This is a genomic window from Sphingomonas sp. ASY06-1R, assembly GCF_052180265.1.
Classification (GTDB): domain Bacteria; phylum Pseudomonadota; class Alphaproteobacteria; order Sphingomonadales; family Sphingomonadaceae; genus Sphingomonas_I.
This window is the reverse complement of record NZ_CP197464.1, coordinates 2,567,767-2,586,475: the sequence shown is the minus strand read 5'-3', so window position 1 is coordinate 2,586,475 and position 18,709 is coordinate 2,567,767. Positions and strand designations below refer to the sequence as shown.

The following is an 18,709-nucleotide window of genomic DNA, read 5'->3' as shown; positions in this document are numbered from 1 at the left end:
CGCCGCCTCACTTAGGCGTCCGCCCCGAGCCCCGGTAGCTCAGCAGGACAGAGCAACGGTTTCCTAAACCGCAGGTCGGGAGTTCGAGTCTCTCCCGGGGCACCACTCCCGGTCAAAGATGGGCACCACTTTCCCTCCGCGGGGAAGTCCGGTGGCCACGCCGGCTTCAAGCGCAGCTGTCGGACCGCAGATCGCGATTTCGCTCTCCGATACTCGAACCTCTGAGACGAACATTCGGAGATAGGAGCTGCGCAACGTCGGGTCATCCTCGCGCAATTTCGCCTTCAGCAGCGCGCCGAACCTATCGACCGTTTGCTCCGTGATACGGCGGGATCCTCGGGCTAACTGCGTCTCCAGCGTGTCGATGCGGCTCGTCAGCGAAGCTAACTGCGCTCGGTTGAACGCCATGCGTTCTGCGAAGGCCGGATCGCGCGGTCCCATGACTCCTTGCTCAACAAGAACAAGGAGATTGCTGATTGCCGTCCGAACTCGAGTTTGCTCCGCCCGCACGCGCGACAATTCGTCTGCTTGATCGGCACGTCGCTGGTCCGAGAGGTTTATAACCTCGTTGAGCAGCGTACGCAGCCGATTCGGTTCGAGCAATTGCCGCTCGATTGCCTCCAGCACCGCACTGTCCAATTGCTCGCGACGAATGCTCGGGCAGGTGCACTTTCCGCCGCGGTTCACACGGTCGTTGCAGGCATAATATGCGTAGCGGCCGCTCTTACCGGTTCGGATCGTCATTCCGCTGGCGCAGCCGGGCATCCCGCATCTGGCTACACCCACCAACAACGTGGTTGCTGCCGCCACATGAGGGGCGGTTTTGCGCGGATTACGGGCTGCCCTGATCGCGGCCACTCTCTCATGCTGGTCGCGTTCTATAATCGCCGGGCAGGACACGGTGATTGCCTCCTCGCGATCAGGTGCGCGGCCGTCATCGTCCGCCGTCCGATCAAGATATTCGCCGGCGTAAATCTCGCGGGCCAGGATCCCGGCCACATTTCCGTTCGTGAACCTGGCCCCTCTCAGGGTGTGGCCTTGTTCGTTGAGCGTCTTCACGATCCAGCGTCCGCCACGCCCGGCGTCGGCCCAATCAAATATCTGCCGGACGATCGCGGCCTCTTCTGGCACGATCTCCAACTTCATTCGGCTTTTCTGATCGTCCTGCCGAGCGACATAGGTTCGATACCCAAACGCTATCAATCCGCCGTTGTAGAAGCCTTGTCGCGCATTTTCCCTGCGGCTTTTGCGGGTAAGTACCGCGGCATCTCGGGCTTGCTCTTCCGCGAACATCGCAGAAATCGTGTGGCCGATGCGCCTGCTCCGGCCTTTTCCAAAGTCCTCGGTTGTTGAGATTACCTCGACACCGGCATCTTCCAGATCGCCGATCGTGTTGAAGAAAAGCCGCATACTTCGGGCAAGCCGGCTCAGCATGTAAATGAGGACGGTATCGACGGGCCGGTCATCCGCCGTCGCCTGTGCCACCATCCGCTGGAACTCCGGACGATGCTGAGTCTGCCCGCTGAAGCCAGCGTCGGCAAACTCCTCAACAATCTCCAAATCATGCTTCTTGGCGTAAGCCCGGATCGCGTTGCGTTGGGCTTCAATGCTTTGCGGGGCGCCGCCCTCTCTGTCGACGGAGAGGCGCAGATAGGCGTAAGCCCGCTTCCGGCCATTGTTTTCAGGAGCTTTCTTCATCGGCGGCCTCCTTGAACAACCTTACAATGTCGGGCCCGATAGCGTCCAGAACCCACTGCGTTTCCCTTGTTGTCACGGGAAGCGAGGACACCAAGTCCTTAACGTGCAAGCCAGAAGGAGACCCAGGTCTTTCAGAGCGGGCGCCCGCGTTCTGCTGCAAGGAGGGTTTTGCTGCGGCCACCCATGCCAGATGACAGGATCACCAGCCTCATATCCCAACCTACCCCTAAAAACAGATTCAGCGGTTTCGGGCACGGCGGCACCCTTTAACTTGCTTATTCAGATATTCACCGAAGCTGGTCGGGCTGCAGTTCAATAAATCGGATGGCGACCTGATACCGCATTGCGCGAAGCATGCGAAGTTCGTCGCGCAACGAGACTTTACTGAAAAATGGAATATTAAAGTCACCGTTTTGACGCGGTGTATCGGCGATGAGGAATTCAACACTCCACGGCCGAGTTTGATCAGCCCGCGCACCGTCAAGAGATATCGCTGCCGCCTCACCTGCGACCTGCTCGACCATTTCCCGGAGCGAAAGCCAAGCCGCTTCGAACATGCTGAATTGCCGGGCTGAGTTCGCTCCTTGTTTGAAAAAGTGACTTAGGACACTTGATCGGCGAGAGCTTTTCTTGACGTGGATAAGCCGCTTACCCGCAATGTCGAGAATGTCACAAGGCTCGAAGCCAGACCGCGCGACCCCCGGAATCTGAATAAGAATGGTGTCGAGCAGCACAAAGCCATTCGCCGCCGCATATTCGGCATTATACTCAGCTTCGGCCTGATATCGGCCATTCCCCTTTACATCGTATACCTTTCGCAAGGGCGCGGGCGCCACATCCCAAGGGAGGATTGCCTCCTGAAAACCTGCTTCTATCGCATCCTTGAAGCCCTGCTCTATGCGATACCATTCGCCCTCGTTGGCAGCGTACCGCTCAGTTTCATGCACGATCGAGCCGACCAAGGCGGACTTGATGCTCCAGCGGACACTGGGGTGCCCATCTCCTTCGAAGCAAGCTTCGATTTTATGTTGCTTGAGGGTCTCGGCGGTGACGGTCTCAAGGTTCTGCCCCATTGCCGCTGTATAGTGGCGCATGAGTAAGTCTGGGTATGCTCCGCGCTGCCGTGGCCCGTTGAATTTGAAGGAGGCTGCCTGATCCTCAAAGCCGACGGGCAAACCCAATTCGAAATCCTCTCCGGCCGTGGCGACGCTCAGTGCTGCTAATTCATCAAGGTTCTCCGCTAGCTCCCGATCCGCGACCGGCATCACCGAATCGATAATCCGGAAGGCTGTCTCTTTGTAGTGTTCCGAAGTGTAAAAGATGAGCGCATCGGAAGCGATATCAGGAAGGTCGCCAAGGCCGAATTCTCCTGTGACGCGGAGCGACCGGGAGCCGCTCATGGTGTCTGCGGTTGCCTCGTCGCGGGTTCGGCCGCTTATCTTTCGGATAAGATCAAGCGCGTCTTCGAGGCCGAAGGAGGTCAGCTCGCGCTGAAACGGCGACAGCGCCACGCCCCTAAGTGCATCACCGAGATTGGCACGCTCGAGCCTCCGCAGTTTTGTATCATCCAGCGCATTGATCGCTACACGCAGGCCGAAGTCACCTTCGAAACGATGGTCGTCGAGATACATCCAACCATGGGCGAACGTGCATGCGAACGTTTTCCCGCCTGCCCGAAAGATCAGGACGGCTGCTGCAGAGGAAGTTTGAATATGGTCGTCGAAGGTAAAGTGGCGCCTGAGCTCAACGACCCATTTCGGGGCGAAAGAATGCCCAACGAAAACATAGAGACGCGCACCCTCGCCGAAGGTTTCGCTATCGACAATTCTTGTGGTCGGGTGCGCAAGACGACCGCGCGCTTCGTCTGACAGGAAATCGCTGAAGTTCTCAACCTCATCCTTAGCTAAGTAAATCGTCAGTGTTTTTGCTGCCACCTTGCGCCTCCCCCCGGAGCTATATTTCGAAGGTAGGCCCTATTCAGCTTGTCGTAAATGTTGCGGAGTTTAAGGTCGCCTCTGCCCCAAGTGGGCGTCCGCCAATCAGCGGTCAGGTGACGAGATCGGCGCTCGCTTCATCAAGCAAGAGCCGCGTGTAGCGGCGGGGGGCAGATTTGAAACAAATCGAAGTTAGGGTTGAGAACGATCATATTCAAAGGATCACGACGGCACGGCCGCTAGCAGCGATCTCTGAGTTGATCTGGAACGCTTATGATGCAGACGCCACTGAGGTGCGCGTCGAGCTGGAAAAGGGCCAGCTTACGACGCTGGGCGGCATCCACATAATCGACAATGGCACCGGGATCCCGCTCGACACGATTGAGGACAGCTTTCAAAAGCTGGGTGGCTCTTGGAAGCGGCCCGGTAGGAAAACCACCGGCGGCCGGGCGGTGCACGGGGAGAAGGGCCAAGGCCGCTTCAAGGCCTTTTCATTGGGCGATTCCGTAGCCTGGACCTCAAACTATGGCGGCCAACGCTTCACGATCTTCGGGCAAAAATCCAACCTGAAGAACTTCGAGGTGAGCGAACCTGTCGCCACATCCAGCCAAGGATGCGCAGTCGCGATCCGCGACGTGATCAAAGATTTCGAGATCTGGGCGGAAAACGGTTTCGCCGATGGGGTGCGGGACGTGTTCGCGCTTCAACTCTACGACGATCCGAGCTTTCAGATCATCTATGATGGCGTTGCCGTGGACGCCCGTGAGGCGATCGACTCGGTGACGCCCTATCCGATCGCTGTCGATCAGGGAGGCCGCACCTTCGACGCTATCCTCGATGTCGTTGAATGGAAGAAGTCTGTCGATCGCAAACTCATGCTGTGTCTACCGGGGAGGTTCAGCTTCTACGAGATGCCACCAGGCATCCAAGCTCGCGGGTTTGAGTTCACCGCCTATCTGACTGCGGAGCATTTCCAGCAACTCGCCGACAATCATGCCGAGGGTCTTGTGGAGCTGGACCCCACCTCGAACGCGCTAATAGAGGCGGCCAAAGCTCGGTTACGCGAGCATTTCAGAACCAAGGAAGCCGCGCGGTCCCGCGACAAAATCCAGGAATGGGTCGAGGCAGCGATTTATCCCTATGACGGCGCGGCGGCAGATCCCATTGAAATCAACGAGCGCCAGCTATTCGATGTCGTCGCCCTGAACCTGGCAGACTACAGCCCCGACTTCGACAAGTCCCCACCCAAACAGAAGAAACTTGTCCTCCAGCTCATCAAGGCGGCGATAGAGACCGGCGCGACCAATCTACTCTCAATCCTAGAGAAGGTGATCGACCTACCGAAGGAGCGGCAGGCCGAGCTGGCAGACCTGCTGCGTAAGACCTCCCTCACCGCCGTGATCAACGCGGCAAAAGCCGTCACTGACCGGCTGGATTTCCTAAAGGCGCTACAGCTTCTTGTCTTTGAACCCCAATCTCGGCGCCAGCTCCTCGAACGGTCGCAGCTCCACCGGATCATCGCCCAAGAAACCTGGATTTTTGGCGAGCACTTTAACCTGGTAAACGACGACCAAGATCTGACCTCGGTCCTGCGCAGCCATATAGAGCTTCTCGGCGCAGAGCGCGAATTGCCAGGTGCTGCCGAACCCGTGCTCGATGCAGAAGGCAAGGCGGCCATCGTCGACCTGATGCTTTCGGCCCGCGTTCCGACCCCGACCGACGATGAGCGTAGGCATCTCGTCGTCGAGCTTAAACGGCCACTCCAGCCACTTAATGAAGACGTGCTCGGCCAGATAAGGAAATACGCCAAGGCCGTCGCGCTGGACCCGCGATTCAAGCACAGCAATGTCGAATGGGACTTCGTCGCCATCTCGAACAAATTCACACCTGACGCTGAACTCGAAGCGCGGTTGGCCGGCAAACCGCGCGGTCTCATAATGGAGCTCGACGACCCTATTAAGATCAGGGTTTGGGCGAAAACCTGGGGCCAGATCATCCAAGAAGCCGAAGGGCGGCTTACTTTCTACAAGCGGCGCTTAGAATATCAGGCCAGCGATGAGGAAGCCCTGGGCTATCTTCGTACGATCGACAACGCCTATCTCAGCGAAGCGGTAAAGGCTCGCATCGCCGAGATGGATGGCGACGAAGCGGACGAGGAGCCAAAAAGCGAGAGTTGAGTCTCAGCCGCGCGAATGGACAAGTTCCGCCAGCTTGGCCTTATAGCTTAGTTTGCGCATCTGCCATCATATGCCGGCTGAACGAAGGGCCGCTGACCTCGATCGCTCCTCAAAGCGGTCAGGGTCGTTTTCAACCAAGAGCTGAACTTCCGCACCTTGGGTCACCGAGCAACTAGCCTTCAGTCCGGCATTGGCAGCAACAGGCAACGCAGATATTTGTTAAAAATATGAACCCAACGGGATCAGATTTTTGATTAAAGAAATCCGCGAAGCTCGGCGGTCAGCGGGCTGGTCCCAGAAGGCCCTGGCGGGAAGGATCGGTGTCGACGCTCAGGCCATCAAGCGATTAGAGAATGGCGTCGGCTCCGTGCCGAACTTGCTTGCAGTTATGGCCGAGCTCAATTTTTGCCTGACAGGCCTCGGGCCCGGCAAGACGCTGCCCGAGCAACTGCGCGCACGCCGGCAGAAACGGGATCTGTCCGTAAATGCGATAGCATCGCGCACAAGTTTATCGCGGGCCACCATTGCCAGCCTGGAGCGGGGCGGGGGATCGGTCGCCAGCCTGCTCCGCTTGCTCGCCGTTCTCGCGCCTCGGGCGCGTCGACGCGCGCCTGAGAGATCGTATTGGGGCCAAGTCGACAGGGAGAACCGGGATAGCCGCTTCACGCCAACGGATTTTCTAGCCAACATTTATGCAGCCTTTGGCGAGATCGACGTAGACCCCTGCGGGAGCGTCCTCAGCCCTGTTATTGCGCATCGCCGTATTCTTTTAAGCGAAGGAGGCGACGGACTTGTTGACGACTGGGCGGGCCGCGTTGCTTTCGTGAACCCCCCATATTCCGAGCTCATCAAGTGGCTGCGCCGCGCCCACGATCAGTGGCGGGCCGGCAAGGTGGAAACCGTCGTCTGCCTAGTTCCGGTGAGGACTGATTCGGCGTGGTTTCACGATACTTTGAGCGCCGACGCAGACATCTACCTGCTGCAAGGGCGAGTGAAGTTCCTGGATCCGGGCGGAAAAAGCCAGCACACACCCTTCTCCTTGATGGTGCTGGGTCTCGGTGTCACCGTCGAACAGAAAGCTCGATATGCGGAGCTCGTGCCGGGCTACTGGCTGGCGCGTAGGGCCGGTACCAAGCACGCCGTTCAAGCCAACTAAGGACGTTCCTCGCCCGATCTCACCCACTCGCTGCCACCCACTGGTCGCTCTGGTAGCGGTGCCCGCGCGAGCCGAGGGCACCGCTACCCTTTATGCCGCGTCGGCCACCTCCCGCACGGCCGCCTGTGCAGTGATATCGATACCTCTACGGCTCAGGCGAAGCAGCTTTTCCCGAGCCGGTTCCACACCATCCTCCAGAGCCGCCCTCGGCTTCGTCTTGAGATGCACGACTTCACGCGGTGACACCACGAAATGCCCTTGCCGTGCATCATTGGCCATGATGACGGCTCGCCGCGATCCTGCCGGTAAGGAGAGTTGGCAGTTGCCGAAAAAGTAAGTCACTCCTTCGCGTCGGACGGCGATGCTGATGCCGGTGAAGGCGTAGGAATTGTCGGCCTCGGGACCAAATTCCAGCTGGATCAAGTCGACGTTTGAGTCCGTGGCCAAGCGGCAAAGTTCGAGCCTGCCGAGCGCGTCAAGCTGATCCCCGCCGACAAAGGCAAGGGACGGTTTCAGCGCCTTTTTGCCCAGTAGCATGCGGATCGCCGCTTCGACGTGCGGGCGGGTTATCGCCATCTTGGCAGCATAATCGAGATCCTTCATCTTCATTCCTTCAGTTTCATTCCGCATTTCGGAACAACCTGACGTCTCCCCCTGAAGGTTGGCGGGCGGACCTGCCGATCCGCCCGCCGCGCCTCATTCTGCAAGATGTTGGATCCACAGTTCTTCGATCACGGCCTGCCCGGAGTCCCTGATCAGTTCCTGGTCGTATGCGCCCAGTGCCATGCAACCCAGCGCGCCAATCGCGCGGCAACCGATCAGCAGGTGTGCGTGTGTCGGGTTGGTCGACCCGACCCGGGAGGGCGCGTGCAACACCACCAGGCTGGCGAGATGCCGCTCCGCCAGCCTGCCGGCAAAGCTCCGCGCACATTCCCAGGCGTGGTGAAGCCGCGTCGTGCCCGCGAATGGAATGGTACAGTAAATAAGGATCGGCTTATCGATCACCGCCTCATCCATGGCCGTCAGCAGCACCTCCGGGTCCGTGAGCGTATCGGGGGCACCTGGCGGCAGCACGACGTCTGCGCGTTCCGCGGTTACCCGCCATGGGGACGCGGTTGCGTCGCCATGGGGCGCTATCGGCTGCAGCTTCCGACGGCCGAATTCAACCGCGCTATTCGTCCTGCCGCCATAGTGCCGACGCAGAACCCCGAACACGACCCCGACATCCGAAGGTCCTTCGGGATTCAGATATAGCCAGCTTTGTGGATCGGCATCGTCCGGCGCGATTAACTTCGGACCATTGGCCAACGCTCCGCTCTTTCGTGCCCGGACACCAGTCTTCGCAGCGGTCATCTCACCGACTCCGTTGGCGCGTGGAAATCCGCACGATTTCGGCTGCGGCTCGGCAAAGGCCGTCTACGCGTTGATCGTAAGTCAAAAACGGCGGGATCATCTCCAGTCGCAGGCCACGAGGCTCGATGGCGATGAAAGGGCCGGCATCGATCGGGACGAGCCACAGGCTCTGATCATCGTGCCTATAGAAAGCCATACCTTCCAGCATGAGGACATCACGCTCCGCGACCAAGGCCACGCAGGCTTGGACCGGGTTGAGAATCTCCGGATGAAAGCCGGTTCGCATCAACAGCACGTCGCGACGACGGCTCCGTGCGACCCTTTCCATCATGTCGGAAAACATCGGCTGGTCGCAGGGCGTCGCCGACAGAATGACGTTCGCTGATTCGATCAGGAAGGCGCCAGCCGGTAGGCCGGCGCTGACTGCAATCGGTTCGCTTGCTTCGGCTCCAAGTGCAGCATGGGGAAGGGACAGCAGGCGCGTCCAGAGGTCCGGAGCGAGAGCCGGAGTCGTAATGGGCATTTCAGTTCAGCCTTTTGGCAGGAGGATCACCGGCCCGATCGGGTCCGGATCAGGCTGCCACTCGCTTTTCCTCACGTGCAGCAGCTTCGCCTGCTCGGGAGATTTACCTCATCTTCTTCACGTGGCTGGGCGGTTGCCGCTCCAGCCACGCGGTGAAGCCGGTCATTCGTTACGACCCCTGCGCTTGCCTTTTCGCGGGTTCAGCAGCGGATCTTCCGGGGCCGAAGGCCCTTGGCCTGGGCTGACAAAGGAGCTTGGTAAGGCTCCCTCACCCAGCTTCTTCCGTTTGCGGGCGCGCCGCTCCGCCTGCTCCCGATAAATCTCCAGTAAAAGACGACGCGTCTCGTCAGCGTGATCACGGTGAAAGACGGCGCGAAGCTCGTCCTCGAACAGCACCCCTTTGACTATTTTCGGGTCCTCCCCATCGAGTGTGACGCTCGCATCTTGCGCGCGCAGCAGAGAGAAGGCGGCCATGCGCAGGCGAAGAACGACCTCAGGTCCCCGGCGCGTCACTTCTGCCCGCAGCAGCGCATCTCTTTCCAAGACCCGTCGCGGCGTGTCGACCCTTGCGACCGGCCGTCGGGCCGGACCATACATGTCACGTTCGGCCGTTGTTGGTGTGCGCATCGGCAAAAGCGCGCGCAATTGTTTGATGGCCTCTTTTGGCCCGATAGAGGGCTTACGCACTGTATTCACGGGCGCCACTTGAGGCGCAGCCATACCAGCGGATTTCGGCGGGACCTCGGTAGGGGCGCGATCTCCCCGTGTTGGTGGCTTGAGCACGACGATACTGGCGAGCTGACCGGCTATGCGTGCCCGCTGATCGATGAGGCGGTTCCGAAGGACTGCTGGGCTCGCAGCAAGATCGGGAAGGTTCGCGCGAGCCCCCGCATTGGCGAGCCGTGAAAGGACGATTTGCCGGAGCCCGGTCATATGGCGGCCGGCGCGATCGAGCCGCGCAGCCGTATTATCGGCGCGCGTTATAATTACATTTTGCATGTTCGGGCGGATAGCTTCCAGCGGGTCTGACTGAAGAAACGCGCCTGCCTCGGCAACGGCCGCCTTTATGCGCTGATACAGCGCCATCCTGGAGGAAATGCTTAGTCCGATGCGGGACAGTCGTTCTTCACGTATCCGAAGTTCATCGATGGTGCGTAGCCGTGCGCTATCCATCCGGACAATAGCCTCCACGGCTGCCGCATTCACACGGGATCGCACGCTGGCCCGCACGGCGGCTACATTCGCCCGCTTATGCGCGAGACGCGAGATTGCGGCAGAGCCGAGAGCATCGATCTGCCTTGCCATTGCCAATGCGCTGGCGATCCGCGCCATGACGGCCCTGAGGCGCTGCAGCGCGGCGAGCTTAGCTTCCCCGTTGCTGATGCGGCGCCGAAGCCAAACAGCCGTTTGGCCCAGCTTCGGCTCAGGCTCTGGAAGGTTTCGCGCGCTGTTGCTTAAGTGCGTGTAGCGCCGCCCACTTCCCGCGGCCGCCAGTGTCGCATTGATCGCGCCCACCACAATCTTGCGGCGCGCCAGAATGCCGGACGGTGTGTTGATGTCGCTGACTTTGGACGCCGCGAACTCCCAATCATACGACGCCACCCGACGGACTGGCCTCAGCGAATAAATGATGTGCACGTGGAAATTCCGCTGGTCACCCGATGCGTCCGGCTCGTGAATACCAGCTACATATCCTAGGCCGCGCTCTTCGAAATACCTGCAGATGCGCCGAACGACCTTGCGCCGCTGGCGCGCGGTCAAGGTCGCATCAAGTGCGATGATCTCGCTGATGTAGACATTGGCGTTCGCACGATCATGCGTTTCGATTGCCTCCAGGGCGCGATGGTAGGCGACCACCTCATTGCGATCGTCACCGATATTCGAGCGCCATCCGAGCTCACCTCCTTCGAGTCCCTCAAGCCGGGCAATGTACAGTGCAGCACGCGCACCTTCGCCAGTGCGCCAGCGGCGTCCTTTCGTCGAGGCGAGGCCCCGCGCCGTAAACCCGAAATGGATGCTGCGCAGGCCATCCGAGGCGGCGAACGACTTTGTGACCGCCCCGCTGAACACTGCGCCCGCTGTGCGATGGAAGAGTTTCCGCGGAGTCGCGTTGCCGGTGCGCGGGCGTTCCCGCTCCGGCACCTGCACGCGAAATTTGCGGGTCAACGCGCGCTGTATTTCCCGATCTTCTTTGGCGCGTCGGCGACGATGGTGTCGCGTCTGCTCCCGGTCTTCCTGCTGCTGGGCGCGTTGATCGCGCGTCGCGCGGTTGCGCGCACTTCGGGCAGCCGCGAGGTCTGATCGAAGCGGCTCGCAGCCATCCTTTACCTGCCCATATCTGAGTTTCATGACCCTTCCAGACTGATCCGGAGAGGGGGGTGGCGAAGCGGGTTGTGCGGCCATTCGGGGCCGAACAACACTTTATCGCGCACCACCCCCCTCTCGTTCTGTCTGCTCCATGCACTGAACTGCGTGGTGGATATCCCAAGCTACGCCCATCACCGTGCTTTCTTGGGGGTAGGTTGGGATATGCTGGGCTGCGGGTCGGCTAACCGCAAACCATGCAATACGAACAACAGCGAGCGGCGGACTTTTCAGCGCTCATGGCGATGATCGACGGCACGATCGGCAAGGCCGATCGGAAGGTCGAGCTTGTGCACGACGAGCTCCGCGAATTGCGCCGGCAGGCGTGCGCCCTACCGAAGCGCCGTGGCGGTGCGGGATCGCGTGATGCTCGCAAATATGCGCTCGGATCAACGCTGGCGGTGCTCGGTCTTGCCGATATCGATGATATCGCGCTGCTCGGATTGCTTGCCCATCCGCTGCACATGCTGCGCTGGTCATCCAGTGTTCTATCCAGCACACCGGATCTAGGGTTCGGGCCATTAATCCAGACGGTGCTCTCCGACAGCCACCGCCGCGCTTGGTGCGAACAATGGGGACGCGCACTCTGGTGGCGCCATCGTAAGGCGCTCTACGACGCCGAAGTTACCTCATTCCTCAATTCAGGTCGCACCGGCAGGGGCGAACGCTGGCGTCGCGACCAACCCACCGCCGTTCAGCTCGGCCTGATCTTGGACTTGTGTGGCGTGCTGCAAGAAACTGATCCCAAAGTCGGTACCAGAGGCGAAGCCTTCGACTGGATCTATGCGCGCGGCGGAAACCCCACATTCTGGGAAGAGCCTGCTCTTCCCAGCCTTCGGGAGGAAGACGATGTCTGAGTTGCCCCAAGACTTGGAAGAAGCGATTGCGAAATTCGACGACTTGGCCCGTCAGCTCGAACAGGCAATCGCGCAATGCGAAGCGGAGCAGCGTCGAGGCGGGATCGGCTATAACCTGTATAATCGAGCGAAGATCATGGAAGAGCAAACCCGCACCTTCGCAGCCGCACTTACGAAGCGGATCGATGACGAAATAGGCAAGCTATGAGCAAAAACGTCTTGCTTGGTGCGACCGAGCGCACAAAGGCCCGGAACGCCATAAACAAAGAAAGCGAGATTCGTCGAGGCGCTGGTGGTCGTCGTCCACCATGGGCCAGCTTCAGTGATTTAGGCGCCTTGGTGAAGGCGCTGATGGCCGGCAAGCGGATAGACACCGACGCCATGTTGGAGCTGCTACATCATCAATATTACTTCGGAGGTCTAACAAAGAAGGCTTTCCCGGCTGTTCTTTTTGATCCTGATCTCACCGACTTGGCACGACTTCCTGCAGGTGTCCTGGACGAGAAAAAAGCGTTGCTGCCTGAAGGGTTGATACCAACGACTAAGGAGCAACTGCGCGCGCACTGCGAGCGGATGATCGTGATTACGCGCGACAAGGGGCTGATCGAAGCCGTGATCCGCGGCTGGCCTGCATTCGGAAGAACTGACGACAAGATGGCGCGCCATGTTGACGATCTGTGGCAGCTACACGCCCATCACCCTCCGCTATATCGCGCACTGGTGTTGGGTCGACATGCGCGCGTGATGGCGGCGCTGCGGACTGCAGAATACGCTGGTCAGCGCGCTGGCACGAGCCTCGGCACAGACGAATTAGCACGCCTCCGCAGGGCTCTTATCGCTCAGACGCTGATTTGGTGTGCGCATGATATCCAGCTGGTGTTGGCGCGTAACGTGCTCGGCGCACTGGAGCCTTTAGGCGGAATGCTAACATCCGATCATGACACGCTGCCTCCGGAACGCGTGCTCAATGAAGCGCGCGATCTTCGTGCGGTTCTTGATAAGGTGCTGGCGGCCTATCGCAATCATCGCATGTTAGGTCGCGACGATCGGGAGCCGAACAATGATCCTGTCATCGCTCATCCGAGCGTTCGCCAGCTCCACAATCTGATAATCCATGAGGCAGATCAGTTAGGCGTGAATCCGGATAAGGCGTTCCAACAGCTCGACGAAGAGCTCGACCGGATAACGAGGCGGCTGGAAGGCGCGAACGACGAGTTTCTGAGGCAGACGGCCCTGCCTAAGACCAGCAACAAGCTGGGGAAAAGCTTTCACCCGTTGTGGTATTCGGGTCTTTCGAGCGTTCAGGCGTCTGCCGTCCCGATTATTCGCTATGTGCAGGCGCAGGCCTGCATCGAGGCATTGCTGGAAGCCGCGGTCCGGAGCGGGGCCCGCCTTACTTTACCGGCTTACGGTAGATCGGTCCTCCCGCACGGTTCCAAGGAGCGCATTATGGACTTGCTCGTCCTATTTCGCCGCGAACTCCTGAAAGACAAGCACGCACCGGTGCGCGCAGGGCCTGACGACGTGCGCGGAAAGAACACGGGTGCAGCGGCAATCTCGCGGGCGACGGATTTCCTGGAAGGCAGGAACCTAATCGGCGCTCATCAAGACTCCGCCCAGGGCGAAGTCAGAACCTATGAACTGCTAGATATCATTCCCGAGCATCGACTGAACAGCTGAACGACAAGTTTGGTTAGCACTTCCAAGCAGGGTGGGCGGATCCCGGCGTTAGCAGCAGGAACCGCGAAGAGCGCGCGTTCGATTCCCATGCGACGCGGCCCTTTCAACGAGGTCACGGAGAGCAAATCTGATTTTGCAGGAATGAAATAGCCCAACTGCAACCCGATACACGAACCCCGCTTTCAATATTGATTAATGCAGAGTAGCCTTCACGCGCCCGCCAGCCGGCGGGCCGAGGCGTGGAAACCTCGCACGGATGAATCGGTCGAAAGACCGCCGGTCGCTCCTTACGACCGGGTGGCGGACGCGCATGTCCAGGCCACCCGGCTAAAGGCGTTCGCGCTCGCTCATCCGTGCGAGTTTCCAACACCCGGTTCACAGGGACCGGCGCCGCCTCGTTAACTCAGGCGGCGCCGCCGGTGGCGCCTCGCTTTGCGGGGGACGACGAGGTGAATACAAAGCAGCTGAAATTGAGCTTGGCGCTGGCGCTTGCCGGCGCCGCGCCAGCCCAGGCAATTGCGGCGCCGACCGCTGCGGTACCGATGGCGCAGCCAGCCGAACCGCCGATCGGCACGACCGGCCCCGCGACGTTCGACATTGCGGGCCTGAAGCTCGGAATGGCCCCGGACGCCGTCCGGCAGGCGCTCGGCCGCGCAGGGTATCGGGTGGAGCGCACGTCGAACGATTCCGATTTCCGCAACATGGTGGCGTCGAAGGCGGCTTGGGTCCGCCGGCAGCAATACAACGGGACCCAGACCGCGCTCCGGTCCATCAACGCGGTCGGTCCCGCCGGAGAGAGGCTGGAGATCCAGTTCGCGCAATGGCCGGCGGGGCCCCGTGCCAGCTACATCGTCTATTTCGGCAACAAGGACCGACAGACGGTCGAAGCCCTGAAGAGCCAGGTCCTCGCGAAGTTCGGGCAACCCAGCTGGCGGAGTGGCTCAAGCCCAAAGTGGTGTGCTGTTGAAGATTCTTGCGGACCGCTCGACCGCCCGAGGCGGCCGACCCTCAGCGCTGAATTCTATTCGTGGATGCTGGTGCTGCAAACCGGCCCCGAGGTGAGCGAGGCCTATGACGCACTGGTTGAGCGCGAAGTCCGCAAGCTCGCACCGCTCACCGACAAGAGCAGCTTCTAAAGAGCTAGGCCTAGCAGAAAGGAAGACCGCAATGAGCGATTACATCGGATATCAGAACTTTCCCGGACTGGACGCGATCCTGCCGGCAACCAAGCCCTCGTTCACCGTCGATCAGGCTGCGGCGCAGCTCGACAGGCTCGGGGTGAAGTGGGGCCCCGGCCAGCTCGGAACGGGCACGACCGTCACCTACTCGATCGCGAGCCAAGACACCGGCGCCTTCGGCGGCAACACCTTCTGGCAGCTTCAGTCGAACCAGATCCACGCGATCGAGGTGGCCACCAACGCGTGGAGCGACGTCGCCAACATTAGCTTCCAGCGGGCCGGGTCCGGATATTCCGGCTCCGGCGCCTATTCGAATGCGGGGCAGATCAAGTTCGAAGGCTTCACCTACTCGTCGAGCGGCGCGTCGGGCATGTCGGAATTCCCAGGGCATGGCTCCGTGACGACGGAGGTCTTCACCGGGTTCAACGACAGCGACTTCCTTCGCGACCAGCACCAGTGGATCCCGGACGGCTTCAACGCGCCGGGCGGCTATTCCAGCCTGCTGCACGAGATCGGTCACGCCATCGGCCTGTCGCATCCGTCGGATTATGGCTCGCCAAACCCCAGCTACGCGACAAACGCCTCATATCGCGAGGACAGCAAGCTCTTCAGCATCATGAGCTATTTCGACGGCTCTCAAGGCGCGCCGATCGGCGTCTGGACAACCCCAATGACGCCCGGCATCGCCGACATTGCCGCCGCGCAGCGTCTATACGGCGCCAACATGACGACGCGCACGGGCGACACAATCTACGGGTTCAACTCCAACGCTGACGCCAGCTATTTCCACATCACCGACGCCAGCCAGAGCTTCGTCCGCTTCACCGTCTGGGACGCGGGCGGAAACGACACGCTCGACTTCTCCGGCTACAACTACAACCACGTCATCGACCTGCGCCAGGGCAGCCTGAGCAGTGTCGGCAACGTGTCTCCCGGCAACCAGCTCGAAGGCTACAACGTCGGCATCGCCCAAGGCGCCGTCATCGAGAATGCGATCGGCGGCTCCGGCGGCGAGATGATCATCGGCAACGATGCGGCCAATCGCATCGTCGGCAACGCCGGCGCGGACTTCATTAACGGCGGCGCGGGCGCGGACACGCTCGATGGAGGCGAGGACAACGACCACATCTATGGCAACGGGTCGGGGCTCGCGGGGGCGACGGACGGCGGGGACATCATCGTCGCCGGCCTTGGCCATGACTATGTGAACGGCAACGGCGGCAGCGACGTGATCTTCGGGGGCGACGGCAACGACCGCATCCAGGGCGGAGCGGACGACGACCAGATCTCGGGAGACGCCGGATACGACCGGATCAACGGAAACCTCGGCAACGACGTGATCCGCGGCGGCGGCGAGGACGACCTGCTGCGCGGCGGCAAGGGCGACGATCAGATCTACGGAGACGACGGCAGCGATACGCTGTCCGGGGATCAGGGGCTGGACGTGATGAGCGGCGGGGCGGGCGGAGACGTGTTCCGCTTCGCGCTCGACGACTCCAACATCGATTTCGGACGGGCCGTCGCCGATCGCATCACCGACTTCGGATCCGACGACCGCATCACCTTCGACTTCGGCGCGCCGACGACAATCCTCCACGGATCGGCTGGCGATCTCTACTCGGCGGGCTGGTCGGCGCGTGACGCGCTGGTCGCGTCCGGAGATCCGCACGCGGTCGACGCGGTCCAGATCGGCGGGGACACCTACCTGTTCTTCTACGGCCGCAGCGACGGGCACATCGAGGCCGTCGATCTCGCAGGCGTCAATGCAGCGACGATCGATCGCGGGGATTTCGCCTAAACACCTGTTCTGTGCCGAGGCCGCGACAGGTTAATTGTCAAAAGGCCAGCCGTGCGACACGATGTCCATCGGAACGCGTTCGTTCCGATCCTTGGGAGAGCACGGGATGGCTGCCGGGCCGACGTCCGACGAGATCATGAAGGCAATTGGCGAGTCCGGCTATCTGATGGAACAGGAAGTTGCGACGCAGCTGGAACGGCGGGGCCTGAACGTGCGGACCAACGTCGCGTTCGAGGATCCCGACGAGGCCAAGTCCCGCGAGATCGACGTGACCGCAGTCCAGCGAGTCGCTTTCGCCGAAAGCGCGAAGCTCGCCGCCTTTGTGGAGCTGATCGTCGAATGCAAGAACAGCTCGAACCCTTTCGTGTTCATAGCGCGGCCCAAGAACGCGGCCGACCGGCGGGAACGCCCTCAGGAATTCGTCTTCCCATTTCGATACACCAGCCGGAAGACGGCGCCTGAGGGGCACGCAATCGCCCGCGACACTCATGCATTCCATCATCTCGGGTTTGATCGTGCATACGCCGTGCACAGCGCGTCTTGGAAGGCTGTGCAGTTCTGCCGGATCGACCGCAAGGGTGCCGGCTGGCACGCCAACCATGGCGGCCTGTACGACGCCACGTTCTACCCGATGGCAAAGGCGCTGGTCGCACGACAGAAGGGCGTTCCTAAAATGCAGAGAGACGGTGATTGGGCCTACATCTGGCTTTTCTTCCCGATCGTCGTAACGTCGGGGGACCTGATCCTAATCGATTCCAGCGCGGATCAACCTGCTCCGAAGTCGGTCGACCACGTATCGTTTCAGCGCGATCTCAAATCCGGAAAGCTGTCCGGAAACTTCACAGTCACCTTCGTGCGGCAGGACGCGCTCGAAGCCTTGATGATGCAGGTGGTCGACCCGGTGGCCGCACTCGCGCGGGACCTGATCGAGAACAGACAGGCCTTCCTCAGGGATACATCGGTGCCCTGGGTCGACTGAAGTCGGCGCTCCAGAGAAGCCGAAGTTCGTTCTACCGTTAGCTTACAGTCACTCGCTCGCCATCGGTTAAGGCGAGCTGATCGTCTCAGGCGTCGAATCGGTCATACCCTCACAAGGCGCTGGGCGTCCTAGTTGCGTGTTCCTGTTATGTTCTATAGAGTCGCTCGACTCATTCCATGGAGTTGAACCGATGGGCGTCGTCGAGAACATCAAGGACTGGCTGGCCAACGAGGCCTCGCCTGAAGAGCGCGCCGCCATCGAGGAGCGCCTGAATCCCGAGGGCGGCCTTCTCGCCGCCATCAACGGGGTCCCGATCACCGGTCCGCAGATGCGCGCCGCGATCGGCGCCATCACGCACATCCAGGTGAGGACCCCGGCGGACGCCCTCGAACATGCCAGGATCCTTCGGCAGTTCGCGAGCGAACGCGGCTTCACGCCGCCCGAATACGCGGGTCCGGCGCTGCACGCCCGCGCGGTGGCGATGGACCGCTGGTGCCGGCTGCACGATCGGCACGGCCAGACCGACGTCGACGCCTTCTTCGAAGCCGCCGCCACCCATCCGCTGAGGCAGACCGACCAGGGCATGGCGTTCGATCCCGAAGCCTTCGCGGATCACATCCGCATCCTCGCCGAGATGCCCTTCTGACCAAGAGACGTACGATGAGCCGCCTGTGGGACACGCCTGAATTCTGGGTCCGCACCGAGACCGACGAACTGCTCCGCGAATATCCTGGATCCGACGCCCGCTCGCTCGCAACGTCGTTCGCTGAGACGAGCGCCAGCTACGACGGCGATCCCGCCTTCGCGCGCGACATCGTCGCCGAGCTGCACAAGCGGGCGGATGCGGGCGTGCGCTTGTGGCCCGAACCGATCGGACTGGCATCGCTCGAGCACGAGGTCCGCGACCTGATGACGGCCGAGGGCGGCGAGACCGAGGACGGACCGCCGCTCTGGTGGCAGCGGATATAGCTCGACGAGCCTCGTCTGCAGCAGTTCCGGCACGCGAAGCACG

The 18,709-nt window shown here is 60.9% G+C and carries 16 protein-coding genes and 1 tRNA gene; 11 read left to right on the top strand and 6 right to left on the bottom strand.

Annotated elements, in window-relative coordinates:
- Positions 1–28 precede the first annotated feature (28 nt).
- A tRNA-Arg gene (locus ACSBM8_RS12420) sits at positions 29–105 on the top strand.
- Here the strand turns inward: ACSBM8_RS12420 and ACSBM8_RS12415 are convergent.
- Together ACSBM8_RS12415 and ACSBM8_RS12410 are read right to left on the bottom strand one after the other, a co-directional pair.
- Entirely contained in the window at positions 64–1,698 is a 1,635-nt protein-coding gene (locus ACSBM8_RS12415; protein ID WP_442681583.1) for a recombinase family protein, read from the bottom strand. The genes ACSBM8_RS12420 and ACSBM8_RS12415 overlap by 42 nt on opposite strands.
- A 287-nt stretch (positions 1,699–1,985) precedes the next feature.
- Complete coding sequence (locus ACSBM8_RS12410) at positions 1,986–3,632, bottom strand: TIGR04141 family sporadically distributed protein (protein ID WP_442678329.1); 1,647 nt, start codon at positions 3,630–3,632, stop codon at positions 1,986–1,988.
- A 176-nt stretch (positions 3,633–3,808) separates the two neighbouring features.
- Between ACSBM8_RS12410 and ACSBM8_RS12405 the strand changes: the two genes are divergently transcribed.
- Positions 3,809–5,809 (top strand): ATP-binding protein, encoded by a 2,001-nt coding sequence (locus ACSBM8_RS12405; protein WP_442678328.1) that lies wholly within the window; start codon positions 3,809–3,811, stop codon positions 5,807–5,809.
- A 250-nt stretch (positions 5,810–6,059) separates the two neighbouring features.
- Positions 6,060–6,965 carry a DNA N-6-adenine-methyltransferase gene (locus ACSBM8_RS12400; RefSeq protein ID WP_442678327.1) on the top strand — a complete coding sequence of 302 codons (906 nt, stop codon included), beginning with the start codon at positions 6,060–6,062 and terminating at the stop codon, positions 6,963–6,965.
- A gap of 90 nt (positions 6,966–7,055) precedes the next feature.
- Here ACSBM8_RS12400 and ACSBM8_RS12395 read toward each other — a convergent pair whose 3' ends face one another.
- The 4 genes from ACSBM8_RS12395 to ACSBM8_RS12380 all read right to left on the bottom strand — a co-directional run bounded on the left by ACSBM8_RS12395 (position 7,056) and on the right by ACSBM8_RS12380 (position 11,190).
- Positions 7,056–7,568 carry a hypothetical protein gene (locus ACSBM8_RS12395; protein WP_442678326.1) on the bottom strand — a complete coding sequence of 171 codons (513 nt, stop codon included), beginning with the start codon at positions 7,566–7,568 and terminating at the stop codon, positions 7,056–7,058.
- A gap of 93 nt (positions 7,569–7,661) precedes the next feature.
- Complete coding sequence (locus tag ACSBM8_RS12390) at positions 7,662–8,273, bottom strand: hypothetical protein (RefSeq protein ID WP_442678325.1); 612 nt, start codon at positions 8,271–8,273, stop codon at positions 7,662–7,664.
- A 46-nt stretch (positions 8,274–8,319) separates the two neighbouring features.
- Positions 8,320–8,841, bottom strand: a complete 522-nt coding sequence (locus ACSBM8_RS12385) for a hypothetical protein (protein WP_442678324.1) — start codon at positions 8,839–8,841, stop codon at positions 8,320–8,322.
- Positions 8,842–9,003: 162 nt separating this feature from the next.
- Positions 9,004–11,190 (bottom strand): hypothetical protein, encoded by a 2,187-nt coding sequence (locus tag ACSBM8_RS12380; RefSeq protein ID WP_442678323.1) that lies wholly within the window; start codon positions 11,188–11,190, stop codon positions 9,004–9,006.
- Between the two features lie 212 nt (positions 11,191–11,402).
- On the opposite strand from ACSBM8_RS12380, the gene ACSBM8_RS12375 reads away from it, so the two are divergent.
- The 8 genes from ACSBM8_RS12375 (at position 11,403) to ACSBM8_RS12340 (ending at position 18,666) form a co-directional block, all read left to right on the top strand.
- On the top strand, positions 11,403–12,062 hold the full coding sequence (locus ACSBM8_RS12375) for a hypothetical protein (protein ID WP_442678322.1): 660 nt from the start codon (positions 11,403–11,405) through the stop codon (positions 12,060–12,062).
- Positions 12,055–12,270 (top strand): hypothetical protein, encoded by a 216-nt coding sequence (locus ACSBM8_RS12370; RefSeq protein WP_442678321.1) that lies wholly within the window; start codon positions 12,055–12,057, stop codon positions 12,268–12,270. The genes ACSBM8_RS12375 and ACSBM8_RS12370 overlap by 8 nt, the downstream gene beginning before the upstream one ends.
- Positions 12,267–13,742 carry a hypothetical protein gene (locus ACSBM8_RS12365; protein ID WP_442678320.1) on the top strand — a complete coding sequence of 492 codons (1,476 nt, stop codon included), beginning with the start codon at positions 12,267–12,269 and terminating at the stop codon, positions 13,740–13,742. Before ACSBM8_RS12370 ends, ACSBM8_RS12365 begins: the two co-directional genes overlap by 4 nt.
- Before the next feature lie 470 nt (positions 13,743–14,212).
- Positions 14,213–14,878: a hypothetical protein gene (locus tag ACSBM8_RS12360; protein ID WP_442678319.1), complete on the top strand. Its 666-nt coding sequence runs from the start codon at positions 14,213–14,215 to the stop codon at positions 14,876–14,878.
- Between the two features lie 31 nt (positions 14,879–14,909).
- On the top strand, positions 14,910–16,718 hold the full coding sequence (locus tag ACSBM8_RS12355) for a M10 family metallopeptidase C-terminal domain-containing protein (protein WP_442678318.1): 1,809 nt from the start codon (positions 14,910–14,912) through the stop codon (positions 16,716–16,718).
- 106 nt (positions 16,719–16,824) lie between these two features.
- Positions 16,825–17,697, top strand: a complete 873-nt coding sequence (locus tag ACSBM8_RS12350; protein ID WP_442678317.1) for a hypothetical protein — start codon at positions 16,825–16,827, stop codon at positions 17,695–17,697.
- 190 nt (positions 17,698–17,887) lie between these two features.
- Positions 17,888–18,343: a hypothetical protein gene (locus ACSBM8_RS12345; RefSeq protein WP_442678316.1), complete on the top strand. Its 456-nt coding sequence runs from the start codon at positions 17,888–17,890 to the stop codon at positions 18,341–18,343.
- Positions 18,344–18,357: 14 nt separating this feature from the next.
- Positions 18,358–18,666, top strand: coding sequence for a hypothetical protein (locus tag ACSBM8_RS12340; RefSeq protein ID WP_442678315.1), 309 nt, complete (start codon positions 18,358–18,360; stop codon positions 18,664–18,666).
- Positions 18,667–18,709: the final 43 nt, after the last annotated feature.